Genomic DNA, 25072 nt, shown 5'->3' on the forward strand with positions numbered 1-25072 from the left:
CCTCACAGGGTTCTTCCATCACGGGCACAGCAGGCTATTGGTCCCTGCCTGGCACCCGTTCGGATGTCGGGCGCAACACCGACTGCATCGCCGGTGTCACCTCAACCGCCCCGCCGAGATTGACCTCCGTGACCTGCGCCTGCTTTTTCCGGCTGCGCGAATCATAGGCCTGACGACGTTCGATCCAACGCCGCAAAGCCAGCAACAGTGCGCTGACAAACCCGTACATCACAGTGACGATGAACGCCGATTGCAGCAGCGACTGCGGTGCGAAGCTGGATATCTGCTGTGAACGGCGCAGTAATTCCTCGTAGGGAATGATGTACCCCAGCGACGTGTCCTGGACGATCGCCAGGACGGCACTGACCAGGGCTGGCAACATCAGCTTCAATGCCTGGGGCAATACCACCCACACCATCGCCTGATGATCGCGCATGCCGATGGACAGCGCGGCCTCCTTCTGCCCCCGTCCCAACGAAAGAATGCCTGCGCGCACAATTTCCGCCGTCATCGCGCTGTGATGCAGCACCATGCCGAAAATCAGGTAGCCCAGGGCCGACCAGTGCAACCCGATCGAAGGCAGCAGGATGACGGTGAACAGGATCAGCAACAGCAGCGGGACCGCACGGAAACAACCGATGTAGCCCGCCGCCAGCGTGCGCACCCAGAGCCGGTTCGACAACCGCGCCAGCGCCAGGGGCACGGCAAGGCTGAAGGCCAGGACCGTGCTGATCACCGCCGCCAGCAAGGTCGCCATCAGGCCGTCAAACAGGAACTTCAAGGTGCCGGGATGCAGGAAGATTTTCCAGCGATGGGCATCGAACTGACCACTCGCTTCCAGGCGATGCCCGACCGCATACGCAAAGCCGAACAGCAGGACCACGCCCACCACCGAGATGATCCGGTTACGCCGCCTGGCCAGCGGACCCGGCGGCTCGTAAAGCAGGTTATCCGCGCTCATCGCAGCACCGCCATTTTTTGCTCAAGGAAGCGGAAAAACAGACCCGCAGGCAGGGTCAGCAGGAAATAGGCCGCCATTGCACCGAGGAATGTCGGCACCGCCAGGGCGGTGTCGAAGTTGATTTTTTGCGCGGTGTAGGTGATATCCGCCACCCCGATCGCGGCGCCGATGGCCGACGCTTTGATCTGGATGATGAACAGGTTGCCCAGGGGCGCAATCACCGACTGCACGGCCTGTGGCAAGACCACTTCGCCCAGTATCTGGTCGAAACGCATGCCGATGCTGCGTGCGGCTTCGATCTGGCCGATGGGCACGGTGTTGATGCCTGCCCGTACCACCTCGCAGATCCAGGCCGCGCTGTACAACCCCAGGACCAGGACCGTGGAGGTGAACAGCGAATACATGAAGCCGAGCTTCGGCAGGCCGAAAGTGAACAGCAGCAACAACGCCAGCAGCGGCATCATCCGCATGAGTTCTACGTAACTGCTGGCAAACCAGCGAAAGGGTGGCCATGGGCTCACCCTCATGATTGCCAGGAGCAGCCCGAGAACGATCGCAATGGCGAAGGACAGCAGGGTCAACTGAACGCTGACCGCAATGCCCCCCAGGAAGCGTTCGATATAAGACATCAGGTTCGCCTCAGCCGATCTTTTACTGTTCGATCACTGGCACCTGTGGCGCGCCCAGCCCCTCTTGCAGGTCCTTGCCGTACATTTCCTTCCACTGGCCATTCTCGATGGAGGCGCTCAACTGGCTGTTGAGCCAGTCACGCCACACCGTATCCTCCTTGATCACCGCAATTCCGTACGGCTCCTCGGTGAACGGTGCCCCGACCACGCGCATTTTTCCGGGTTGACGCATGGACTCACCGACCAGCGTCGCACCGTCGTCGACGTACGCGTCGAAACGCTTGTCGATCAGCCCCTCGACGCAAGCCGAGGCATCGCTGAACGTCACGATCCTGGCCGTCGGCGCCAACGGCTTGAGGTTGCGTTCCACGGTGGTGCCGCTCAGGACGCAGACCGTCTTGCCATCCAGGTCGGCGGTCTTCCTGATCGAATCATCGTCCGCACGAACCAGCGAATCCTGGCCGGCGAGGTAGTACGGGCCGGCAAAGCCGATGACCTTTTTGCGCTCATCGGTCACGGTCATGGTGGCGATGACCATGTCGACGCGCTTGTTCTCCACCAGAGGAATGCGGTTTTCCGGCGTGGTGCTGACCCATTCGATGTTGTCTTCGGACCCGGTGAGCTTCTTCGCCAGCATTCGCGCCAGGTCAGCCTCGAAACCTTCGACATCCCCGGTCATGGGGTTGCGCGACGAAAACATCAGGGTATTGAGCGAACTGCCGACCACCAGCTTGCCGCGCTTCTGAATCTTGGCCATGGTTGAATCGGCCGGGAACTGCTCAACGGTGGCGGCCGAGGCGAACGAGGCAAAAAGGCAGGAAGCCAGGAGGGAGACGCCGAGGGAAACGATTCGGTTTGAGCGCATGATGGTTATCTCTTGTTCTTGTGATGTTATTGAGTGAATCAGTGTGCAAGGACCTTGGACAGAAACTCGCGGGCGCGCTCCGAACGAGGGGCGCTGAAAAATGTCTCGGGCGGTGCGCTTTCGACGATCCGGCCGGCATCCATGAAAATGATGCGATCGGCAGCAGAGCGCGCGAAGCCCATCTCATGGGTGACGACCACCATGGTCATCCCGGTGCGGGCCAGGTCGACCATGACCTTGAGCACCTCGTTGACCATCTCCGGGTCAAGGGCCGAGGTGGGTTCGTCGAACAGCATCACGCTGGGCTTCATCGCCAATGAGCGGGCCAGCGCCACACGCTGCTGCTGGCCACCGGACAACTCCGCAGGATACGACTTGCCCTTGTGCCCCAAACCGACCTGATCGAGCAGCTGCAACGCCCATGCGTCGGCCTCAGCGCCGCGCATGCCGAGGACTTTGCGCGGGCCCATCGCGACGTTCTGCAACGCGGTGCGGTGGGAAAACAGGTTGAAACTCTGGAAGACCATTCCAACCTTCGCACGCATCTTCGCCAGTGCGCCACCCTCTTCCGGCAGGCGTTCGCCGTGCAGGAAGATATCGCCATCGGTGATGGTTTCCAGGCGATTGATGCACCGGCACAGGGTGGATTTTCCAGAGCCGGACGGACCGATGATCACCACCACTTCCCCCGGCTGGACCTCCAGGTCAACATCAAACAGCACTTGCTGACTGCCGAAGAACTTGTTGACGGCGCGCAGTGAAATGGCAGGGGTTTGTTGATTTAACGGTTGAGCCGATTGCATGGTTTCTGTCTGCCCTAAAGATCTGACCCGTGCCCGACAGGCACTCCGAACTAGACGAACTTCAATTGCACCGTGGCTTTCAATTGGCCGGCACGGGAACCGTTGTAACTCTTCAATACCGGGTCGGCCCAGGGTGCCAGCATTGGATAGTCGCCGTCCTGCTCCAGCACCCCCAGTTGCTTGAGCACGGCGATGGTCACCGCGAACACGCTGGGGAAATCACCGTCGCTGACCTTGACCGCCACACCCAGGCCACGGCTGCGGATGCCGACCGTCTGCACGCCATCGGCACCGGTTTTCGCAACCCAGTCGCCATTCGAAGACAGCGTAATGCCCAGGTCGGCGCGACCGGTCCCCGAGACCATTTGCGGATGGCTGCGCATGGCATCGAACAGCCGCTTCAAGACCGGATCGAGGCTGGCGTCGCCCCCACCGTCAGCACTGGCCAGGCGCGCCCACAGCAGGGCAAGGCGCGAGAGCGGCATGCCCAGGTTCGGCGCATTGCAGCCGTCGATTCCGGTCCACAGCTGATTTTCACCGACACCCGAAAGCGCCGCGACCACCCGCTGGATGTCGCGCTGCAAGGCGTGGTCGGGAGACAGGTAAGTGTCGCTGGGCAAACCATGCAGACGGCAATAGGCGAGGAAACCGCTGTGCTTGCCGGAACAGTTGTGGTGGCGTTGATCGTAGTGAAAACCCTGGGGTGGCAGATTGTCCACGGTGTAGAAATCCGGTAGATGGCACCCACACCCCAGGTCGGTGCATTCGCGCTGGATTTTCGCCAGCATGCCACTCACCGCATTGACGTGCGAGCTCTCGCCCGAGTGACTGGCGCACATCACGGCCACTTGCTCGTCGCAGAAGCCGAAGTGCTCGACACCACCATCGCGAACGAACGGAATGGCCTGGAACGGCTTGAGCGTCGAGCGGGAAAACATCATGGAACCGGGGTCGCCGGCATAGGCCAGCAACACGCCTTCGTTGTCTACGACCGCCACCGATCCCCAGTGGATGCGCTCCACGTGTTCGTTTCGGGTGGCAATGGCCAATGGAACGTGTGCAGGAAAATCCATGATGATCTCGATACTCCAAAGCTCGCCCCGGAATGTTCTTTCCTTCGGGCGCTGACGTGGTCGGTTGGATGAACGACGTGCGCACTTCGATCGAAAATGAGTCTATATTCAGGCAAATACTGATGGAATATCGTGAAACAGAATTCGGTTTTGCACTGAGCGCAAAGGCAACCACTTCCAACATGACGTCTGAAACCGCACGTATCGATCACCTGGGGGTCATGAGAGCACTGGTCAAGGTGGTCGAGTTGGGCACCTTTTCCGCGGCTGCCCGGGAGATGCATGTCTCCCCTTCAACCTTGACCCGCATGATCACGACGCTGGAAAAATCCCTCGGCACAACCTTGCTGCATCGCACCACGCACATCGTCGCGCTCACTGAAGCAGGCCAGATCTATCACGCGAGGGCGTTGTCGATGATCGCGGACCTGGACGACACCCTGCGTGTCGTCAGCGATCTCAACCTTGCACCCAGCGGCCCGTTGAAACTCGTGTCGCCGGTGGCCTTCGGCAGGCGATTTCTCGCTCCGCTGATCGCGCCTTTCCTGCAGATGTACCCGGGCATCCAGATGGACCTGCGGTTGACCGATAACCACAACGACATGATCGTGGGCGGCTTCGACCTCGATATTCATGAAGGCGAAAACCATTTGGAAAACCTCGTTGCCTACCCGATCTGTCGCAACGACTCATTGCTGTGTGCCAGCCCCGGCTACCTGGCGCGCAACGGGCATCCAGCCAACCCTGCCGAACTCAGTGCACACAATTGTCTGATCTACCTGCACCCCGACAGCGACCCCCACTGGTATTTCACAAGGGATGAGGTGAAGCACTCGATCTTCCCCAAGGGCAACTTGCAGTCGGATAATTCGGAGCTGCTGCTCGAAGCGGTCTGCGGCGGCCTGGGCATCGCGGAGTTTGAAATCTGGCTGGTGCGAGACCTGCTGTTGAGTGGGCAATTGCACATCGTGTTGCCTGAATACCGATTCGTTAATTCGCTGACCGGCAATCAGATCTACATGGCGTACCTGCCCAATCGACGGTACTCGACAAAGGTCAGGGTGCTACGCGATTTCCTTGAAGACCGACTCAAAGGCATCGGTGAACTACCGCCCGAGCTCTTCAAGTCTCGCTCATGAAAAATTCAACCCTGCCCCTTGCTCTTCTTTTTACTGAAGGCTTTCAGGCGAGCCGTGGCCTTTTGCACCGCGGCCATCTTTTCCGGACGCTTCATGCCTCGCCATTTGCGGATCTCCTCCCGGGAGCGCCCGCAGCTCACGCACATCTCGCTGTTCAATTGGCACAGCGAGACACAGGGGTTTTCAATGTCCTTGGCCATGCCGTCTCCCCGAACGTTGCCGTGAATCGAGCCGGGCAGTCCAGTCACCACCGTGCAGGGCGTCGCAGCGCTCTTGCGAGTCGAATTCGACATGACGGCCGATATCCTTCACGGTGATGCCAATGTCCTCAAACGCTGCCAGGGTGAGCGCATGCATCCTCGCGGCACCCTGGCGGGCGATCGCCTCATTCATGCTGCGGTCACCCTCGAACACCCAGGTGACGACGAGGCTTTCCGGAAAACGCTGGTAATCGACCCGATGGGTCAGCCACTCAAAACCAATGAGTTCACCCTTGGCCAACTCACAGGCGATGGTCAAAGCACGCGCCAACTCACGCTCCACGCCGGCATGTTTTCGTCTCGATGAAGCCATATGAATGTTTTTCGCCCTGTAAAGAGACAAGCTGAAACTCAAGCCGTCCGGTATTCAACAGTAAGGTTCATGCGCACTGGCTCCACCGGTTGGCAACAGCAAAAGGCCGTGCCTTGATCAACGTCGAGGCATGATCACCCGGCCCGTTCCAACGCCGAAAACAGGTTGATGTATTCCAGGGACAATTTGTGGCGGGGTGCCAGGTGAATCATGGGCACCGACACTTCATGGGACTCGCGCATCTTGATCGTGCTGCTCAGATAATCCGGCAACACCGGGACGCCTTCGGCCACCAGTTGGTCAATCAGCTTCTGGTGCACACTGGCCCGAGGCACGAACTGGTTGACCACCACCCCTTCCACGATCAACGACTCGTTATGGTCCGCCCGCAACTCGCCCACTTGCGCGATGACGTTATACAGCGCCTGGCGGGAAAACGTGTCGCAATCGAACGGGATCAACACGCGGTTGGCCGCGATCAGTGCGCTGATCGTGTAGAAGTTCAGCGACGGCGGCGTGTCGATGTAAATGCGCTCGTAGTCTTCGGACAACGCGACCAGCAGGCGGCGCAGCTTGTTGATCTTGAATCGGGACTCGAGCTTGGACTGCAGGTCGCACAGTTCCTGGCTCGCCGTGACCAGGTGCAGATTGTCATAGCGGGTTTCGGTGATCGCCACGAAGTTCTTTTTACTGGCCGGCCCGCTGGACAGGGTTTGCTTGAAGAAATCGGCGATGCCCATGGGAATGTCGTCGCCGCTCAGCCCGGTCAGGTAGTGGGTCGAGTTGGCCTGCGGGTCGAGATCCACCAGCAGCGTCCTGTAGCCTTCGGCAGCGCTGACCGCCGCGAGATTACAGGCGATGCTGGATTTGCCAACGCCCCCTTTTTGATTGAACACCACTCGACGCATGAGAGAACTTCCCTGAAAGAAAACGCCTACGATCATAGGAATGAAACATTTCAGTAATATTTCTGCGCGACATTTTTATTGCACTTATAAGACAGCCCTCCTCAGGACAATCACAGGATTAGCCACACAACTGGCATAATCACGCCCGGCTCATAACAGGCGCGCATGAATGACCCTCGAAAGTTACGACCAACTGGCAATTTTCTCGGCGGTCGCTCAAGAGCGCAGCTTCACCCGCGCTGCGGCCCGGCTCGGCATGTCGCAACCGGCCTTGAGTCGGGCCATGCGCCAGCTGGAGGAGCGCCTGGGGGTCAGGCTGCTCGCCCGCACCACCCGCAGTGTCGCCCCCACCGAAGCGGGCGAACACCTGCTGAAAGTCATTGCGCCGCGATTTGAAGAGATCGACACGGAGCTGGCATTGCTCAGCGAGTTTCGCGACAAGCCGGCCGGAAAGTTGCGCATCACCGCGGGTGAGCATTCGGCAATCAAGGTTCTGCATCCAGCGCTGGCGAAATTGCTCCCCGACCATCCCGACCTGAACATCGAAATCATCGTCGACTACGGCTTTACCGATATCGTGGCGCAGGGCTTCGACGCCGGCGTGCGCTTGGGTGAGCAAGTGGCCAAGGACATGATCGCCCTGCGCATCGGCCCTGACATGCGCATGGCGGTGGTGGGCTCACCGGCGTATTTCGCCCGATACCCGCAGCCGGTCATCCCCAGTGACCTGATGGCACACAACTGCATCACCCTGCGTTTGCCCACTTACGGCGGACTCTACCTGTGGGAGTTTGAAAAAAACGGCCAGGAGTTGAACGTGCGGGTCGAAGGACAACTGGTGTTCAACAACATCGCCATGCGCCTGGAAGCGGCGCTCCAGGGATTGGGCCTGGCCTACATGCCCGAGGACCTGCTGCAGGAACTGGTCGCGCAGGGTCGGCTGATTCGTGTGCTTGAGGACTGGTGCGAACCGTTCTCTGGCTACCACCTCTACTACCCGAGTCGGCGCCAGAGTTCACCGGCCTTCACGCTGCTGCGCGAAACCCTGCGTTACTTGGGCTGATTGGCCTGCACCGTATCCAACGCTTCGCCGGCACGTTTGGCCGCCGCCTCATTGCCCTGATCAGCCAGAAGCTGACTCAACTGGCGCAACTGCGCAGCAGTCAAACCCACCCGCAGACTGGCTGCCATGTGCGAGCGCAGTTGTGACTCCACCCCCGGAGTGACAGCCAACGCAGCGACGGTGGCCAGCTCACGGCTGTGCCAGTCCAGGTTATCGCGCTCGAAAATGTCACCGAACAGGTGCGCCTGCAGGTACTGGTTGATCACCGGCACAAAATCGAACAACGGCCCCTGGACCGACGCCCCGGCGATGCGTGTCTGGTTGGCCTTGCCCGCCGCCAACAGGGCGTCGCCGGTGGGGATGGCGCGACCGGGTTCACGTCCCGGATCATCCTGCACGCCGTGTTGCCGACGCGCCTCGACCACGTTCATCAGCTCGCCAAGGGCATTGAGGCTGCGTGGAAAACCGCTGTAGGCGTACAACTGCACCAGGACTTCCTTCGCCTCGCTGACACTCAGGCCCGCATCCAGTCCTTGGTTCAATGCAATATTCAGCGCCGGCATGTCACTCGTGGCCATGGCCGCAGCCATCAGCACAATGGCCTGCTGCCGGGTGGACAGCATTGGCGACACCGGCGGCGCGGCGGGTGGCGTCAGTGTGCCGCGAGCGTTGTATTGCTCATCGCTGACCTTCTCCAGCCACTCCACATTTTTGCCCTCCACCGAACCCGTCACCGCCAGATGGGTCATGGCGCTCGCCGGGGCAGCGCCATGCCAATGCTTGACGCCCGGTGGACAGACGATCACGTCGCCAACGTGGATTTCCTGCACCGGTTTACCCCACTCCTGGACCAGGCCTGTCCCGGAAGTCACCACCAGCCGCTGTCCAGCCGGATGGGTATGCCAGGCCGAACGCGCCCCCGGTTCGAAGCTGACATAGGCGGCCGAGGCATCGATTTTCGGCGTGGCGGGAAACAACGGATCGACACGTACCCGTCCGGTGAAATAATCCGCAGGGCCCGCCACCGAAGCCTGCGAACCCGCCCGGGCGATTTGCTGTTCAACCCGGCGCGGTTCATTGGCAGCGCCCGCACCGGCCGCTTCGGCAAAGGGCGCGGCGGCGCACACTGCGAGGCCGATCAAGGTGTTTTTCATGAGGAGGTGTCCTTCAAGTCAGCGTGTTCTGGCGTATTGGATGTCACAGAGACGCAAGTTACCTGCTCGATCATTGATGGATAAACGGCTCCAATCACATAGCACTGATACCAAATACACATTAATCTGACCCTGCAAATGACCGTGCGCGGTGCCTTCAAGGAGGCATGTACCCAACGTCGGTTGCAGCCAGGCGATCTTCAAAACACGAAACCTCCACGGAAAATCGATGTCAGTTAGCCATGGAGCAGGCTTTGCGAAACAATGGAACATCCAGTCTGTGCTCGTCCCGAGGGCGGTCGGACGAAGACCTGTACCCTCAGCCGTCGCCATCACGAGATCAATTTTTAGAATCCATGCCCATCCAATCAAAGCCCAGCAGCGTTCCACCCGTGCTACAGGATCTGCGGGCCGGCACCGCCGAACTGCACATCGCCCTGGAAAAACGCCTGCCCTATTTCTCCGACACCCTGGATACCCCGGCCTTCAACCGCCTGATGCAAGCCTATTACGGCTTCTACCTACCGCTGGAAACCGCCTTGCAGGACAGTGATTCGATGCCCGTCGACTTCAATCTGAAAACGCGATTGAAAGTCCCGGCGTTGCGCGGCGACCTGCAAGCCCTGGGGCTGTCGGCACAGTCACTGGAACGCTTGCCAACCTGCCGCCAGCTGCCCGTCACCGACTCCAGCGCCGCCTGTCTGGGCGTGTTGTATGTGCTGGAAGGCGCAACGCTGGGTGGCCAGATCCTGCGTCGGGAAATTGCGGCACGGTTGGGCCTGGGCGCGGAAAACGGCGCAGCATTCCTCGATATTTATGGTGCGGCCACCGGACGCCGCTGGCGCGAGTTCATTGAATACCTGGGTAACCGCCCCATGAGCGCAGACGAGCGAGTCGCCGTCGTCACGGCCGCGCACACCACATTCAGCTGTTTCGAGCGTTGGCTCGAAAGCCAGGAGGTTCTGGTATGACCCCTCAAGATCAAGACGCTTTTGAAGAGCTGTTGGCCAATTGTGCCGACGAGCCGATCCGTTTTCCCGGTGCGATTCAACCCCATGGCCTGCTGCTGACCCTGACCGAGCCCGGCCTCGAGATCATCCAGGTCAGCGCCAACGTCGAGACCTTGCTCGCGCGCGCGCCACACACGCTGATCGGCCAACCACTGCGCGGCCTCATTGGCGATGCGCACACTCAGGCCGTGCAGCAAGCGTTGCAGCAACCCACATTGTTCGACGCGCCGCCCCTGCGCGTCGAAGTCAACGGCACCGTGTTCGAAGGCTTGCTGCACCGCCATCAGGGCGTCCTGATCCTGGAGCTGGAGATCCACGTCGAGAACTTCCAGCCGCGCAATGTCGCCGGCAACCAGACCCATCTGGGCCGGATGCTCCAGCGCCTGCAAGCAGCCACCACCCTGCAGGCGCTGTACGACATCAGCGTCAGGGAAATCCAGGCCATGACCGGTTACGACCGGGTGCTGATCTACCGTTTCGAGGAGGAAGGCCACGGCCAGGTCATCGCTGAAGCGTCCGACCCTTCGATGGAAGTGTTCAACGGCCTGTTCTTCCCGGCCTCGGACATCCCCGAACAGGCGCGTGAGCTGTACCGCACCAATTGGCTGCGGATCATCCCCAACGCCGACTATGCGCCGGTGCCTCTGATACCGAAGCTGCGCCCGGACACGCAGACCCCGCTGGACCTGAGCTTTGCGACCCTGCGCAGTGTCTCGCCGATCCACTGCCAGTACATGAAAAACATGGGCGTGCTGTCGTCGATGAGCATTTCGCTGCTCAAGGGTGACCGGCTATGGGGCCTGATCAGTTGCGGCAATCGTCAGCCGCTGCATGTACCACACGAGTTGCGAACAGCGTGCCAGACCATCGGTCAGGTGCTGTCGCTGCAGATCAGCGCGATGGAAGCGCTGGAAGTCAGCCGCCAGCGTGAGGAGAAGGTCGAGGCGCTGGCGTTGCTCAGCCAGGCGATGATCGACTCGCCGCAAAATGTCTTCGACGGCCTGGCCGGTCAGCCGCACGTGCTGATGGCGCTGACCGGTGCCGGCGGCATCGCGATCATCGAGGACAAACAGTTGCACCGCTATGGCAACTGCCCCGAACCGCACGAGATCCGCGCGTTGCACAAATGGCTGCAGGACAGCGGCGAGCCGGTGTTCGCCAGCCATCACCTGAGCAGCGTCTACCCACCCGCCGCGCACTATCGACAGGTGGCCAGCGGCGTGCTCGCCATGAGCCTGCCCAAGCCAGTGGACAACGGCGTGCTGTGGTTCCGTCCGGAAGTGAAAGAAAGCATCAACTGGAGCGGAGACCCGAGAAAGCCGCTGGACCTCGAAAACTCGGACGCAGGCCTGCGCCTGCGACCGCGCACTTCGTTCGAAATCTGGAAAGTTGAAATGGCCGGGATCTCCACCAAATGGAGCCACGGCGACCTGTTTGCGGCCAACGATCTGCGCCGCTCGGCACTGGAAAACGACCTGGCCCGCCAGGTGCATCGCGAGCAGGAAGCGGTGCGGGCCCGCGACGAGCTGGTGGCCGTGGTCTCCCACGACCTGCGCAACCCCATGACAGTGATCTCGATGCTCTGCGGCATGATGCAAAAGGCGTTCAGCTCCGATGGCCCGCACACCTCGCGACGCATCGCCACCGCCATCGACACCATGCAGCAAGCCGCCGGGCGCATGAACACGCTGCTTGAAGACTTGCTCGACACCTCGAAAATCGACGCCGGGCGCTACACCATCACGCCGCAGAAACTCGACGTGACGCAGATGTTCGAAGAAGCGCAATCGCTGCTCGCGCCATTGGCGATGGACAAGGACATCAGCATTTCCTTCGAAGCCGATCCCGACCTGAGTATCCATGCCGACCCCGAGCGTTTGTTCCAGGTGCTGTCGAACCTGGTCAGCAACGCGATCAAATTCACCCCGCGCCTGGGCACCGTCGGCGTGCAGGCGACATCCGTCGGGAACGAAATCGTGTTCACCGTGCGCGACAGCGGCGAAGGCATTCCCAAGGAAAACCTGCCCCATGTGTTTGAACGTTACTGGACGGTCAAGGATGGCAATCCGACCGGCACCGGGCTGGGCCTGTACATCACGCAAGGGATAGTCGAAGCCCATGGCGGTCGCATCGTTGCCGAAAGCGAGCCGGGCGGTGGCGCCCTGTTCAGGTTTACGGTGCCGGCGTCCATTGAGGGTGTTGAATGAGGCGCCGGAGTGCGACTACGCGCGCTGTCAATCCATCACGACCTGCACCGTGACCACCGCAGCCAGCCCCATCAGGCACAGGACACCCAGGGTGTAACTCACCGTTCGCCATGGCTGCAGGCTTGCCAGGTACGTCGCCGTGTGCACGTACCTCGCGGCGGTAAACACACCGCACAGCCAAAGCGTCATGACGCCGGGCGCATCCAGCGCAATCGCCAGCCCCCCCAGCGCGATGAACATCGGGATGTTCTCCAGGTCGTTCCTCCAGGCGCGCATGGCACGGCTGACTTCCGGCCGCTCCGCCGCCTGGGCTGATCGATTGAAAACGGCAGCGTCTTCCGGATTGATGAACGCGGTAAAGCGAAGCCGGAAGTACCCCTGATAACAGGAAATCGCCAGCATCTTCAGAAACAGCGCCACGACGCAGAGCGCATAGGTTGACAGCACGATGCTCATGCCCGACTCCCGTTCGCCAGGCCCTTGACCGCGATGTACAACAACGGTCCGATGGAAACGAACACCGCCGTGACCAGCAGATAAGGCACCACGCCCCGCAACCGGCCGCCTCGCGCGCGGGTATCGTCGATCATCCAGATGCAAGCCAGCGCCGCCATCAGATAGAGATCGATGACGACCTGCGCGGTGTCGGGTCGAGACAACAGTTGAAGGCCGAACGCGACCAGCGACTGATCGGCGATCGCCATCGTCCAACCGGTATAAAGCGCAAAGATCGTCAACACGAACAATGCAAGGTAATGGGTCCTCATCCTCTTCTCCCGGGTGAATGGTCACCCGACAGTAGTGGTAGAGTCGCTCGTACCTCAATGACCTGACAGGTCATGGACGCACTCAACAGGGACAGTCAGAGTCGAAACATGAGCCAAAAACCTTTTCATTCAACCAGCCCGGCTGCCGGCCCGTCCGCCGGGGAACACCTGCGTCGCCTGCGTCGCCAGGCGGGGCTCAGCCAACTGGAGCTTGCGTTGCTCGCGGGCGTATCCCAGCGTCACTTGAGTTGCGTGGAAACGGCTCGTGCCAAGGCCAGTCCGAGCACACTGCACGCCCTGCTGTCCGCCCTGGACGTGCCCCTCGAGCACTGCAACGAAGTGTTCCTCGCCGCAGGCTACGCCCCCCGCTACGTCGTCTCGGCCATCGATGCGCCGACGATGAAAATGGTGTCTGACGCAGTCGAACACATCCTGCAGGCCAATAATCCGGCACCCGCCATCGTCATCAACGACAACTGGGATGTCACCGCCGCCAACGCCAGCACGGGCCTGCTGTTCGCACTGGTCGGTATCGACGCCGACAGCCTGTCGGGCCTGAACCTTCTGGACACCCTGCTGCGCCCCGGCGGCCTGGGTGATCACCTGGTCAATGCGCACGAGATACGCGCCATCGCCTGGCAACGCGCAGCTCGCGAAGCAGTGGCCAATCCCGCACTGGCTCGCCTGCTGCAGGACATGCCCGGCTCGCCGTCCCCGCCCTTGAACACGGCGCCCGCGCCAGTGGTACTGACACGCGTGCGTTCCGGGCACGGCGAACTGAGGTTCCTGTCGACCTTTACCACCTTCGGCATGCCCCTCGACATCACCGTCGCATCGCTGCGCATCGAGCACCTGATCCCCGCTGACAGCCAAACGTGGCAGATCATGTCAACGGCGTTCGAACAGTGGTCAGCAGGTCGACATTGAGCGGAAGGACTGGAGCGTGCAGAAGGCTGTCGCTCCGGACAACACCTCCAAACGCACCGAACCCCTGCCCCGCAAAACCCTCAAAGCACTCATTAAATGGCAGAATTGCCATCACTTGATCCTATCGGAGGCCACAATGCTTCGTGTGTTTGAACGAAGACTCGACCCTTTCCCGCCCGATGAAGCACCGCCGCCACCGGTTGGCCTGGTACGGTTTCTGTGGGCCTGCACGCGGGGTGCTCGCGGCTACATCCTGGCGTTTGCGCTGCTCAGTGCCAGCGTGTCGATTTACGAAGCCTGGCTGTTTTCCTTTCTGGGGCAGGTCGTAGACCTGCTCTCGACCTGGCAGGTCGGCGGCGAAGCCCAGGCGCAGGAAAGCCGCGTGCTGTGGGGGATCGGCATTGTGCTGGTCATCAGCATCGGGCTGGTGGCGTTGCGAACCATGGTTCAGCACCAGGTGCTGGCGATCAATCTGCCACTGCGGCTGCGCTGGGACTTCCATCGCCTGATGCTGCGGCAAAGCCTTTCGTTCTTTTCCGATGAGTTCTCCGGCCGGGTCACGACCAAGGTGATGCAGACGGCACTCGCCGTGCGTGAGGTGCTGTTCACCGTCATCGAGATTCTGCCGGGGATCGGCGTGTACTTCATCGCGATCATCGCCCTCGCCGGCGGCTTCGCCCTGAAGCTGATGCTGCCGTTCATTGCCTGGATCGCGCTGTTCGGGCTGGCCATGCTGTACTTTGTGCCACGCCTGGGGCAAGTCGGCCAGGAACAGGCCCATGCGCGGTCATCGATGACCGGGCGCATCTCGGACGCCTACACCAACATCACCACCGTGAAGCTGTTCTCGCACTCCAAGCGCGAGGCGCATTTCGCCCGGGCGGCGATGGAGGATTTCAAGCTCACCGGCTTTCGTCAGATGCGCCTGGTCAGCCAGTTCGAAATCGTCAACCAGGCATTGGTGGTGGCCCTGATCATGGGGGCCGGAGGCTACGCCCTGTGGCTGTGGCACCAGGGCGAAGTCGGCACGGGAGCCGTGGCGGCGATCACCGCCATGGCCTTGCGCATCAATGGCATGTCGCACTGGATCATGTGGCAGATGACTTCGCTGTTCGAGAACATCGGCACCGTGCAGGATGGCATGGCGACCTTGACCCGTGGCCCCAAGGTGCAGGATGCGCCGGACGCCGGCGTGCTGGTGCCCGCAGGCGGCGCGGTGACCTTCGACAATGTCGGGTTCAACTACAACGGTGAACGCCAGGTGCTCGATGGTCTGAGCCTGAGTATCCGCCCGGGGGAAAAAATCGGCCTGGTGGGTCGTTCCGGGGCCGGCAAATCCACGCTGATCAACCTGCTGCTGCGTTTCTACGACGTGGACAGCGGCGAGATTCGTATCGACGGTCAGAACATCGCACAGGTGACGCAAGACAGCCTGCGCAGCGCCATCGGCATGGTCACCCAGGACACCTCGTTGCTGCACCGCTCCATTCGCGACAACATCGCCTACGGCCGTCCCGAGGCCACCGACGCGCAGATCCGCAGAGCCGCCGCCAATGCCCAGGCCGATGGTTTCATCAGCCAGTTGAGCGACCGGCAAGGCCATAGCGGCTATGACACCCTGGTGGGTGAGCGTGGCATCAAGCTATCGGGCGGCCAGCGCCAACGCATTGCCATCGCCCGGGTGATGCTCAAGAACGCCCCGATCCTGTTGCTGGACGAGGCCACCAGCGCCCTGGACTCGGAAGTCGAAGTCGCGATCCAGGAAAGCCTCGACGAAATGATGCAGGGCAAGACCGTCATCGCCATCGCCCACCGGCTGTCGACGATCGCGGCCATGGACCGGCTGATTGTCATGGATGACGGACGCATCATCGAACAAGGTACGCATGCCGAACTGTTGGCGAAGAACGGCACCTACGCGCGGTTGTGGCACCACCAGAGCGGTGGGTTCCTGGGTGAGGACCAGGGCGTGGCCGAGGCGATGGAATAGGCAGGATTGCCCACACCGTGGATGTAGCGAAGGCCAGGCCCATGAAGCGATGAACTCATGAGCCTGGCCCCACGTTTTCCAATGCGGCGAACCCCCGGCGTCAGTTGCCCCAGCCGACCACACCCTTGATTTCGAGGAAATCATGGATACCCCAACCGGCGTACTCGCGGCCATTACCGGACTGCTTGTAACCACCGAACGGGGCAAAGGTATCCCAGCTCGGATAGTTCAGATACACCGAGCCGGCACGCATGCGCCCCGCCACGGTGCGGGCATGTTCGATGTCGGTTGACTGCACATAGGCCGCCAGGCCGTAGACGGTGTCGTTGGCGATCTCGATGGCCTGCTCTTCGCTGTCGTAGGGAATGATCGCCAGCACCGGGCCGAAGATTTCCTCCCGGGCAATCGTCATCTGAGCCGTCACTCCGCCGAAAACGGTGGGCTGCACGTAGTAGCCCTTGTCCAGGCCCTGCGGGCGGCCCAGACCACCCGTTACCAACGTGGCGCCCTCCTCGATGCCGGTGGCAATCAGGCCCTGGATCTTGGCGAACTGCGCCTCGCTGATCACCGGACCGAGGTCGGTACTGGCGTCAAGCGGACTGCCGGTGAGCATTTTTTCGGCAGTCTGCCGGGCAATCTGCAGCGCACGCTCATGCTGCGAAGCCGGGACCAACATGCGGGTGGGTGCATCGCACGATTGCCCCGAGTTGGAGAAACAGCCCTGCACACCCTTGGCCACCGCAACCTCGAAGTCAGCATCCTCCAGCAGGATGTTCGCCGATTTCCCACCCAACTCCTGGGCGACGCGCTTGACCGTATCGGCCGCCGCCTTCGCCACCATGATCCCGGCGCGGGTCGAACCGGTGAACGACACCATATCGACCTTGGGGTGGCTTGCCATGTGCTGGCCCACGTCGGGACCCGTGCCGTTGAGCAAGTTGAACACCCCGGCCGGCACGCCCGCTTCGTGGAGGATTTCGGCGAAGATGATCCCGGTCAGCGGTGCGATCTCGCTGGGCTTGAGCACCACGGTACAGCCCGCAGCGATGGCCGGGGCGACCTTGCAGACGATCTGGTTCAGCGGCCAGTTCCAGGGGGTGATCAGGGCGCATACGCCAATGGCTTCGCGCACCACCCGGGTGCTGCCGTGCGACTCGCTGAACTGGAATTTTTCCAGGGCGCTGATGGTCGACTCCAGGTGCGCGCGGCCACTCCAGATTTGCGCGTCACGGGCGAAATGCAATGGCGCGCCCATTTCCTGGCTGACAGCCTTGACCAGGTCTTCATAACGCAGGTTGTACACCCGCAGAATCTCCTTGAGCAGCGCCAGGCGTTCGCTGACGCTGGTTGTCGAGAAGGCCGGGAAAGCCTTGGCTGCTGCCGCGACTGCCTTGTCGACATCCTGCGCATTGCCCACTGCGATGCTGATAAAGGCCTGTTCGGTGGAGGGGTCGATGACCTCCAGGGTATTGCCGGACAGGGCATCGGTCCATTGGCCGTCGATGTAGAACTTGAGCGCGTTGTTCATGTTTTCACTCGCCTTGACTGGGACACCGGGTGAGGACATTTCGGGTCCTCACCCTGTTGAATGGATTGCGCCGGCTCAGCTGTTGCTGGGGAAAGCAAACTGGGCCGCTTCGTGGCTGGCACGGCGTGGCCAGCGTTGGGTGATGGCCTTCTTGCGGGTGTAGAAACGCACCCCGTCCGGACCATAGGCGTGCAGGTCGCCGAACAGCGAACGCTTCCAACCGCCGAAACTGTGGTAGCTCACCGGGACCGGCAACGGCACGTTGACGCCGACCATGCCCACCTCGATCTCATCGCAGAACAGGCGCGCCGCTTCACCGTCACGGGTGAAGATGCAGGTGCCGTTGCCGTACTCGTGATCGTTGATCAGTTGCATGGCCTCTTCCAGGCTGCCGACACGGACGATGCACAACACCGGGCCGAAAATTTCGTCGGTGTAGATGCTCATCTGCGCGGTCACCCGGTCGAACAGCGTGCCGCCGACAAAAAAGCCGTTTTCATGGCCGGCCACCACCAGGTCACGGCCGTCCACCACCAGACTGGCGCCCTGGGCGACCCCGGCGTCGATGTAGCCCTTGACCTTGTCACGCGCCGCGCCGGTCACCAGCGGGCCCATGTCCAGACCACAGGCGGTACCGGCGCCGACTTTGAGTGCGCGCACCTGCGGCACCAGTCTGGCCACCAGCGCATCAGCCACCTCATCGCCGACACACACGGCCACCGAGAGCGCCATGCAGCGTTCGCCGCACGAGCCGTAGGCCGCGCCCATCAACGCGCCGACGGCGTTGTCCAGGTCCGCGTCCGGCATCAGCACCGCGTGGTTCTTTGCCCCGCCCAGGGCCTGTACGCGCTTGCCGCGCCTGGTCCCTTCGCTGTAGATGTACTCGGCAATCGGGGTGGAACCGACAAAACTCAGCGCCTTGACGTGGGGCGACTCGATCAGGCCATCGACGGCCTCCTTGTCGCCATGCACCACGCTCATCACGCCCTTGGGCAGACCCGCTTCGATCAGCAACTCGGCAATGTACAGGGTCGAACTGGGGTCGCGCTCAGAGGGTTTGAGGATGAAGCAGTTGCCGCAGACGATGGCCAGCGGGTACATCCACAGCGGCACCATGGCCGGAAAGTTGAACGGCGTGATGCCCGCCACCACACCGACCGGCTGCAGGTCGGTCCAGGCGTCGATGTGCGGCCCGACGTTACGGCTGTAGTCGCCTTTGAGCAGCTCCGGAGCGCCGCACGCGAACTCGACGTTTTCGATGCCGCGCTTGAGTTCGCCCGCAGCATCTTCCAGGGTCTTGCCATGCTCCTCGCTGATCAATCGCGAGATCTCGGCTTCGTTCTGCTCCAGCAGTTGCTTGAAGCGGAACATCACTTGTGCCCGTTTGGCTGGCGGGGTGTTGCGCCAGGCCGGGAACGCGGCGCGGGCGGCGTCGATGGCTTGTTGCAAGGTGGCGCCGTCGGCCAGCGCCACTTGCCGGGTCACCGCGCCGGTGGACGGGTTGTAGACATCCGCAGTGCGCCCCGTGCCTTGCACGCGAACACCGTTGATCAGATGGGGAACGATACTGCTCATAAAACTCTCCAGTGCCGGACAGGTTCACCCCGCCGGCAGGTATGAATGACTGGTCAGTCAGGCCTTGACGGCCGCCTGCAGGGCAATTTCCACCAGGATATTGTCCGCCGCCATGTTCGCCTCGACGGTCGCCCGCGCCGGCAGCGCGTCCTGTGGCACCCACTCGCGCCAGACCGCGTTCATCGCCGCGAAGTCCTGGACCGCGTGCTTGAGCCAGATCTGCGCAAACAGGATGTGCGACTTGTCGGAACCGGCCTCGGCCAGCAGCGCGTCGATGCGCGCCAGCACCTGGGCGGTCTGCCCGGCGACGTCCTGGGTACGGTCGGCAGGCACTTGCCCGGTGATGTAGACGATGCCGTTGTGCACCAGCGCGTGGCTGAGCAGGCCGGGGTTGGGTTGTAGTCGGGTGATGGTCATGGGAGTAACTCCTGCTGAGTAAAGGGGTTGAATCAAGCGATTTGCAGTACCGTGCGGCCGACCAGTTGGCCTTTGCGCATGCGGGCGAAAATGTCGTTGATGTCGTCCAGGCGTTCGAGGTTGATCTGCGCCTTGACCAGGCCACGGGCCGCGAATGACACCGCCTCGTTCAAGTCATGGCGGGTGCCGATGTTGGAACCGGTGATCGACAGCTCCCAACCGCTGATGCTGGAAATGGAAGCGCGCACCGTGTCGGCATCGCCGCCGGGCAGGCCGATGAACACCGCCGTTCCACCGGGGCGCAGCATCTTCACCGACTGCTCGAACGCCGCGTTGGCGGTGGCGGTCACCAGCACCGCGTGGACGCCGCCGGGAATCTGTTGCCTGAGGGTTTCGACCGGGTTGTCGAGAGCGTTGATCAGGCACTCGGCGCCATAGCTGCGTGCCAGTTCAAGCTTGTCCGCCCCCACATCGATGGCCGCCACGCGCAGCCCCATGGCAATGGCGTACTGCACCGCCACATGACCCAGCCCGCCGATGCCCATGACGGCCACCCACTGCCCCGGTCGGGCACGCGAGCGCATCAGGCCACGGTAGGTGGTCACGCCAGCGCAGAGAATGGGGGCCATGGCGTACAGATCGACATCGGGCTCGATCGTGGCGACGAATGCTGCCGGGGCCACCATGTACTCGGCGTAGCCGCCCTGCTTGCTGTAGCCGGTGGATTCGCGGTGTTCGCAGATGGTTTCCATCCCACCGAGACAGAACTCGCAGGTGCCACAGGCGCTGTACATCCAGGGCATGCCGACTGCGGTGCCGATCGCCGGTTCGCTGACACCCTCGCCATGGGCCGCCACGTGGCCAGTAATTTCATGACCCGGAATCAGTGGCAGCGTGGGCAAGGCCGACCAGTCGCCGTCGATGGCATGCAGATCACTGTGGCAGACGCCGCAGGCGACGATGCGAATCAGTATTTCGCCGGGGCCCGGTTGTGGAATCGGTACCTGTTCAATGCGCAACGGTTCGCCGACAGCGTGCAGAACGGCCGCCTTCATGGTTTGACTCATCGCTCTCTCCTGAAACATCCACCCGATTTTCGGGCAAGTGGTCACCTATACCGCAGGCCAGGGCCGGCGGCAGGTGTGCGGGTCGAAAGAATTCCCCGGAGCGTCAGCCCACGGGACGTAAACTGCGTGTCGCGCTGGCAATGTTGCGCGCGGTGTTGATCACCTTGGGCGCCAGGTGTTTGCGCGCGTCCTCCAGGTTCCAGCGGCTGAACGGCACCGAAATGTTGACGGCCCCCAGGGGGTAGCCATCGGCATTCACCACCGCCGCCGCAACGCTGATATCTCCGGCGAAATACTCTTCCTGGGCATAGGCGTAGCCTTCACGACGCGCCTCGGCGACGATCGCGCGCAATTGATCCAGCTCGGTGACGGTGCTGGCGGTGTAGCCCTGGCGTTCGGAGGCGACCAGAATCGCGTCCGTTTCCGCCTCCGGCAGTGCGGCCAGGTACGCCCGACCTGCCGAGGTGCAGTACATCGGCAGGTGCCGGCCCAGCGGCATATGGATGGCAATCTGCTTGTGGCTGGGAAAACGCGCCACGTAGAGCATGTCCAGGCCGCACGGTTCGAGCAGGTTGCAGCTCTCCTCGACGTCGCGGTTGAGCTCGTGCAGGTACGGGTTGGCGCGTTCGATCAACTCGCTGGTCTGCAGGTAGCCGGTGCCAAGGTCGAGGGACTTGGGCGCTAGGCGAAACCGCTTGGTCACGGGTTCCTTGTACAGGTAGCCCAGCGCTTCGAGGGTAAAGGTCGAGCGTTGCACGGTGCTTTTGTTCAGCCCGGTGGCTTGCGCCAATTCAATCAGGCTCATGCTCGGACGCCCGGCACGGAATGCCGTCAGGATCGACAGTCCCTTGGACAAAGCAGTAATGAAGAGTGGCGAGTCTTCTAGGGAACTCATGGGGTTATCCTTGTGGGTGCCGTGACAGGCGCGTGCGTGACGGTGCTGTTCAAACGGTGTTTCATTCGAAATGACTCAAGACAATGCCCGGTTCCACGACCGGCCGGTTGCATTCAAATCTATTGACGGCGAAGGGTCGCATACGCTCATCCACTTCGCCGCTGACAATGGCCTTGGCCAGGAACTCACCCGCCGCCGGCGCACCGGCGTGGCCATAACACCAGCCTGCGCTGACGAAGAGTCCCGACAAATCCTCGTGGGCCCCCAGTAACGGCCCGAAATCCTTGGAGATATGCACCAGACCCGCCCATTGGCGCAAGATGCGCGCATGACCCAATTGCGGAAACATCTCCAGATACGCTCGCGCGGTCGCCGCCATCACCGGTACGTCGGCGTTCAGCGTGTGCTGCGGTCGCTCGGCGACTTCGGCACCGCCCACCACTTCGCCACGGGCGGTCTGGTGCATGTAGCAGAGTCGGTCCAGCAGCGCCACGGCAGGGCCGATCAGCGGGCGGGTCGGCTCCAGCGCCATGGCCTCCAGGCGCATCGGGTAACCGTCCAGTGGCACCCCCGCCAGTTGCGCCAGTCGATTGCTCTCGGCGCCGCCGGCCAGCACCACGGTATCGCTTGAAATCCAGTGTTCCCCCACCCGAACCCCGCAGACTCGCCCGGCGCTCTGGTCGATGGCGGTGACTTCGGTGCGGTAGCGAATGTCCACTCCCCGCGCCGCACAGGCTTGCCGATAGGCGTACATGGCCGCATGGTGCGGCGCCACGCCGCTGTCGGGCAGGTGCAGGGCCGCGCTCACCCGTCCATGGGCCAGGGCCGGAAGCACCTCGCGCAGTCGAGCCGGGGTGAGCAGACTGGACGTGATGCCGCAGGCCTTGTGGACTTCAAGCGTGCGATCCAGCAGCGCCGCCGTGGCACTGCGCTCGCCCACCATGGTGTAACCCCGGCGAGAGTACATGACATTTTCGCCCAGGCGTTTGGACAGCCCCTGCCACAGGTGGCAGGAATGAGCGAAGAAGCGCGTCCACTCGGGCGAACTGAACGCACCACGAATCAGCGTGCCGTTTCGGCCCGACGCGCCGCCCTGCCAGTAACCGGCGTCCAGCACGAGCAGGTCGCGCACGCCCAGCTCGGCCAGGTTGAAGGCCAGCGACAAGCCCTGGATACCGGCCCCGACAATGATGATCGACGCCTTCCCAGGCAACGGTTTGAGGTTGTTCATTGCAATGGCTCGACAACAGGGGCCAGGCCGGCCGCCTGAGCGACACTCAAGGCACGGCGCGGCGGACGCAGCGTCGGCCGGGCCAACCCGGCCAGGGCGATGCCGCTGCGGGCACTGACCAACGCGCGCAGCGCATCCCAGCAGGGTTGCCCCTGGCAGGGTCCCATGCCACAGGACGTCAGGCGTTTGATCACTTCCAGGTCGGTGATGCCCTGCGCGAGCAAGGCCTCGACCTCGTGGTCAGACACATCGAAGCATGGGCACAACAACGTCTTGTGGCGCGAGCGCGCAGCCACCGGCAGCAACTGATCGGCCTCCATGACCGACCCCACTTCACGCAGGCGGCTCTGGCGTTGCTCGCGCAGTTGCAGCAAACCTTCGGCGTGGCTCTGGAAGGTCAGGCTGGCATCGGCCAGCCAGGGCCCGGCGTGCACCACGGCATCACAGGCAACCGACCTGGCGAACAGTGCAGCCGTCACGCGACTGCGCCCCACGACCCGGCGCAAATCGGCAACCGGTCGCGCGGCGACCACTGTGACGCCCAACTCGCGCAAGCGACTGGCGACCGCTTCCTGGTCGCCATTGCCGACCACCACGACCCGCGCACCCGGCGCCACCGATTGTTCATGGGCCATGATCAGCGCCGTGCGCACATCCATCACGCCGGGCAACCACATCCCCGGCACGACCGGTGGGCAGGCGCGACGACCGCTGGCCAGGATCACCTCGTGCGCCTCCAGGGCCAATGCGCCTTGCGCCGGGTCATGGGGCGCCGCGAGCAGCAGCTCGCCTTCGCGGTAGGCACCGAAGACCTCCACACCGCTGACCAGCTGCACCCGCTCGTCCAGCGTCGGCCGAGCGTGGCCCGCCGCCCGGGCATGCCGGGCCAACGAATGACCGCGTGTCACCAACACCACGCTGCGTCCGGCGGCCACCGCATCATTGGCGGCGGCACAACCGGCAGGCCCACCACCGATCACCAGGACATCGGCGCTCAAGTGCCGTGCCATGGGTACCGGCACTTCGCCTGAACGTTCGGCCGGCTTGGCCACACCTGCGAGGAACGCCAGAATGGCCTCCCAGCGCTGGAACAGTGCCGTGCCGCTGGGCACCAGGTTGGTGTGTTCGAACCCACCCTGAATCCAGCTGGCAGGAATCAGCCGCGACAGGCGCAGCAGATCGAACCCCGGAATCGGCCAGCAGTTCTGCATCTCCACCCGCGCACCGGCCGTCACCGGCACCAGGTCCAGGCGCACATTCGGCACACCGTCCACGCGGGCCAGGACACCGGTGACATAGCTGCCGGAATAGCCCAGCGGTCGATGGGATTTGCGACTCCAGGCCAGCGTGCGGATGCCGTTGGCCAGCAACGCCGTCGCCAGGCTTTCGCCCTGGCGACCCTGCACGGCGCGACCGTTCCAGAAGAACTCGAGCACCTCCGTGCTGGCGCGTTCAAGGCGCAGACTGCCGTTGTTCATACCGCATTCCTCTTGGCCTTGCGCTGCGCCATGATGCTGATGCACAGCATGATGATCGACAGCAGGGTCATCAGCGTCGCGACCACGGCGATCAAGGGGTCGATCTCGGAACGCAGCGAACTGAACATCCGCTTGGTCAGGGTGGAGCTGTCACCGCCGCTGATGAACAGCGAGATCACCGCTTCGTCCAGGGAAATGGCAAAAGCGAACATCGCGGCGGCGATCACCGAAAAACGGATCTGCGGCAACGTCACGTCAAAGAACGCCCGCAACCGACTGGCGCCGAGGATACAGGCAGCCTGTTCCTGGGTCATGTCGTAGCTGCGCAGCCCCGCGCTGACGTTGATCACCACATAGGGCAAGGCCAGCAACGTATGCGCCAGCACCAGCCCGGGAATGGTGTTGTTCAGGTCAAAGCGCGCATAGACGAAGAACAGGCCAATGGCGATGAAGATCGTGGGCACGATCATCGGCGCCATCATCAGGCCGCGCAGCACGCCCGAGAAACGTGACTGGGTGACGTGCAGCGAGTACGCGGCCGCCGTGCCCAGGGTGGTGGCCAGCAGCATGGTCAGCGTCGCGGTGATGAGCGACACCTTGGTTGCCGTGCGCCACTCCAGCGACGCGAAGTAGCTGAAGAATGGCTCGATGCTGAACGACTTGGGCGGAAAGCTCAGGTAGCGTGCATCGGACAGCGACATCGGAATCACGATCAGCGTTGGCAGCACCAGGAACAGCATGGTCACCAGCACCAGCAGGTACAACCAGGAGGCGCGCACCACCTCGGTCAGGGTTTGTCTAAATCGGCTCAT

The 25072-nt window shown here is 62.4% G+C and carries 25 protein-coding genes; 6 read left to right on the forward strand and 19 right to left on the reverse strand.

Going from position 1 to position 25072, the window contains the following annotated elements; all coding sequences use genetic code 11:
- Nucleotides 1–34 precede the first annotated feature (34 nt).
- The 5 genes from IB249_RS08430 to IB249_RS08450 are packed head-to-tail and all read right to left on the reverse strand — an operon-like array spanning nucleotide 35 to nucleotide 4331.
- Complete coding sequence (locus IB249_RS08430) at nucleotides 35–961, reverse strand: amino acid ABC transporter permease (protein ID WP_192303510.1); 927 nt, start codon at nucleotides 959–961, stop codon at nucleotides 35–37.
- On the reverse strand, nucleotides 958–1590 hold the full coding sequence (locus IB249_RS08435; protein WP_192303512.1) for an amino acid ABC transporter permease: 633 nt from the start codon (nucleotides 1588–1590) through the stop codon (nucleotides 958–960). Before IB249_RS08435 ends, IB249_RS08430 begins: the two co-directional genes overlap by 4 nt.
- A 22-nt stretch (nucleotides 1591–1612) precedes the next feature.
- Nucleotides 1613–2455, reverse strand: coding sequence for a glutamate ABC transporter substrate-binding protein (locus IB249_RS08440; protein ID WP_192303514.1), 843 nt, complete (start codon nucleotides 2453–2455; stop codon nucleotides 1613–1615).
- 38 nt (nucleotides 2456–2493) lie between these two features.
- Nucleotides 2494–3258, reverse strand: a complete 765-nt coding sequence (locus IB249_RS08445) for an amino acid ABC transporter ATP-binding protein (protein WP_192303516.1) — start codon at nucleotides 3256–3258, stop codon at nucleotides 2494–2496.
- Between the two features lie 50 nt (nucleotides 3259–3308).
- The gene (locus IB249_RS08450; RefSeq protein WP_192303518.1) at nucleotides 3309–4331 is read right to left on the reverse strand and encodes an asparaginase; all 1023 of its coding nucleotides are present in this window, start codon (nucleotides 4329–4331) and stop codon (nucleotides 3309–3311) included.
- Nucleotides 4332–4399: 68 nt separating this feature from the next.
- Here IB249_RS08450 and IB249_RS08455 point away from each other — a divergent pair, with 68 nt between their 5' ends.
- Nucleotides 4400–5470, forward strand: coding sequence for a LysR family transcriptional regulator (locus tag IB249_RS08455; RefSeq protein ID WP_225606882.1), 1071 nt, complete (start codon nucleotides 4400–4402; stop codon nucleotides 5468–5470).
- Between the two features lie 5 nt (nucleotides 5471–5475).
- Here IB249_RS08455 and IB249_RS08460 read toward each other — a convergent pair whose 3' ends face one another.
- The 3 genes from IB249_RS08460 to IB249_RS08470 form a co-directional block, all read right to left on the reverse strand.
- Nucleotides 5476–5670 (reverse strand): DUF1289 domain-containing protein, encoded by a 195-nt coding sequence (locus IB249_RS08460; protein ID WP_192303520.1) that lies wholly within the window; start codon nucleotides 5668–5670, stop codon nucleotides 5476–5478.
- The gene (locus tag IB249_RS08465; RefSeq protein WP_225606883.1) at nucleotides 5654–6085 is read right to left on the reverse strand and encodes a hypothetical protein; all 432 of its coding nucleotides are present in this window, start codon (nucleotides 6083–6085) and stop codon (nucleotides 5654–5656) included. The genes IB249_RS08460 and IB249_RS08465 overlap by 17 nt, the downstream gene beginning before the upstream one ends.
- A 92-nt stretch (nucleotides 6086–6177) precedes the next feature.
- Nucleotides 6178–6951, reverse strand: coding sequence for a ParA family protein (locus IB249_RS08470; RefSeq protein WP_192303522.1), 774 nt, complete (start codon nucleotides 6949–6951; stop codon nucleotides 6178–6180).
- Nucleotides 6952–7120: 169 nt separating this feature from the next.
- Here IB249_RS08470 and IB249_RS08475 point away from each other — a divergent pair, with 169 nt between their 5' ends.
- Entirely contained in the window at nucleotides 7121–8014 is an 894-nt protein-coding gene (locus IB249_RS08475) for a LysR family transcriptional regulator (protein ID WP_192303524.1), read from the forward strand.
- Here the strand turns inward: IB249_RS08475 and IB249_RS08480 are convergent.
- Nucleotides 8002–9168 carry a cupin domain-containing carboxymuconolactone decarboxylase family protein gene (locus tag IB249_RS08480; RefSeq protein ID WP_192303525.1) on the reverse strand — a complete coding sequence of 389 codons (1167 nt, stop codon included), beginning with the start codon at nucleotides 9166–9168 and terminating at the stop codon, nucleotides 8002–8004. The two genes, IB249_RS08475 and IB249_RS08480, sit on opposite strands and share 13 nt — an antisense overlap.
- Nucleotides 9169–9524: 356 nt before the next feature.
- Here IB249_RS08480 and IB249_RS08485 point away from each other — a divergent pair, with 356 nt between their 5' ends.
- On the forward strand, nucleotides 9525–10139 hold the full coding sequence (locus IB249_RS08485; RefSeq protein ID WP_192303527.1) for a biliverdin-producing heme oxygenase: 615 nt from the start codon (nucleotides 9525–9527) through the stop codon (nucleotides 10137–10139).
- Nucleotides 10136–12385: an ATP-binding protein gene (locus IB249_RS08490; RefSeq protein WP_192303529.1), complete on the forward strand. Its 2250-nt coding sequence runs from the start codon at nucleotides 10136–10138 to the stop codon at nucleotides 12383–12385. Before IB249_RS08485 ends, IB249_RS08490 begins: the two co-directional genes overlap by 4 nt.
- A gap of 27 nt (nucleotides 12386–12412) precedes the next feature.
- Here IB249_RS08490 and IB249_RS08495 read toward each other — a convergent pair whose 3' ends face one another.
- Nucleotides 12413–12841: an MAPEG family protein gene (locus tag IB249_RS08495; protein ID WP_192303531.1), complete on the reverse strand. Its 429-nt coding sequence runs from the start codon at nucleotides 12839–12841 to the stop codon at nucleotides 12413–12415.
- Nucleotides 12838–13152 (reverse strand): DUF2834 domain-containing protein, encoded by a 315-nt coding sequence (locus tag IB249_RS08500; RefSeq protein ID WP_192303533.1) that lies wholly within the window; start codon nucleotides 13150–13152, stop codon nucleotides 12838–12840. The genes IB249_RS08495 and IB249_RS08500 overlap by 4 nt, the downstream gene beginning before the upstream one ends.
- Nucleotides 13153–13260: 108 nt before the next feature.
- Here IB249_RS08500 and IB249_RS08505 point away from each other — a divergent pair, with 108 nt between their 5' ends.
- Both IB249_RS08505 and IB249_RS08510 read left to right on the forward strand, forming a co-directional pair.
- Nucleotides 13261–14079, forward strand: coding sequence for a helix-turn-helix domain-containing protein (locus tag IB249_RS08505; protein WP_192303535.1), 819 nt, complete (start codon nucleotides 13261–13263; stop codon nucleotides 14077–14079).
- A 136-nt stretch (nucleotides 14080–14215) separates the two neighbouring features.
- A complete protein-coding gene (locus IB249_RS08510; protein WP_192303537.1) occupies nucleotides 14216–16069 on the forward strand; it encodes an ABC transporter ATP-binding protein in 1854 nt (617 codons plus the stop codon).
- A gap of 100 nt (nucleotides 16070–16169) precedes the next feature.
- On the opposite strand, the gene IB249_RS08515 is transcribed toward IB249_RS08510, so the two are convergent.
- The 8 genes from IB249_RS08515 to IB249_RS08550 form a co-directional block, all read right to left on the reverse strand.
- Nucleotides 16170–17597, reverse strand: a complete 1428-nt coding sequence (locus IB249_RS08515; RefSeq protein ID WP_192303539.1) for an aldehyde dehydrogenase family protein — start codon at nucleotides 17595–17597, stop codon at nucleotides 16170–16172.
- A 75-nt stretch (nucleotides 17598–17672) separates the two neighbouring features.
- Nucleotides 17673–19172: a CoA-acylating methylmalonate-semialdehyde dehydrogenase gene (locus IB249_RS08520; protein WP_192303540.1), complete on the reverse strand. Its 1500-nt coding sequence runs from the start codon at nucleotides 19170–19172 to the stop codon at nucleotides 17673–17675.
- A 57-nt stretch (nucleotides 19173–19229) separates the two neighbouring features.
- Complete coding sequence (locus IB249_RS08525; RefSeq protein ID WP_027620518.1) at nucleotides 19230–19589, reverse strand: RidA family protein; 360 nt, start codon at nucleotides 19587–19589, stop codon at nucleotides 19230–19232.
- A 32-nt stretch (nucleotides 19590–19621) separates the two neighbouring features.
- Nucleotides 19622–20656, reverse strand: coding sequence for a zinc-dependent alcohol dehydrogenase (locus IB249_RS08530; protein WP_192303542.1), 1035 nt, complete (start codon nucleotides 20654–20656; stop codon nucleotides 19622–19624).
- A gap of 103 nt (nucleotides 20657–20759) precedes the next feature.
- Nucleotides 20760–21551, reverse strand: a complete 792-nt coding sequence (locus tag IB249_RS08535) for an IclR family transcriptional regulator (protein ID WP_027620520.1) — start codon at nucleotides 21549–21551, stop codon at nucleotides 20760–20762.
- A gap of 61 nt (nucleotides 21552–21612) precedes the next feature.
- Nucleotides 21613–22782, reverse strand: coding sequence for an NAD(P)/FAD-dependent oxidoreductase (locus IB249_RS08540; RefSeq protein ID WP_225606884.1), 1170 nt, complete (start codon nucleotides 22780–22782; stop codon nucleotides 21613–21615).
- Nucleotides 22779–24260, reverse strand: a complete 1482-nt coding sequence (locus IB249_RS08545; protein WP_192303544.1) for a 2Fe-2S iron-sulfur cluster-binding protein — start codon at nucleotides 24258–24260, stop codon at nucleotides 22779–22781. Before IB249_RS08545 ends, IB249_RS08540 begins: the two co-directional genes overlap by 4 nt.
- Nucleotides 24257–25072 carry an ABC transporter permease gene (locus IB249_RS08550; RefSeq protein WP_192303546.1) on the reverse strand — a complete coding sequence of 272 codons (816 nt, stop codon included), beginning with the start codon at nucleotides 25070–25072 and terminating at the stop codon, nucleotides 24257–24259. The genes IB249_RS08545 and IB249_RS08550 overlap by 4 nt, the downstream gene beginning before the upstream one ends.

This window comes from Pseudomonas sp. PDM04, from assembly GCF_014851765.1.
Classification (GTDB): domain Bacteria; phylum Pseudomonadota; class Gammaproteobacteria; order Pseudomonadales; family Pseudomonadaceae; genus Aquipseudomonas.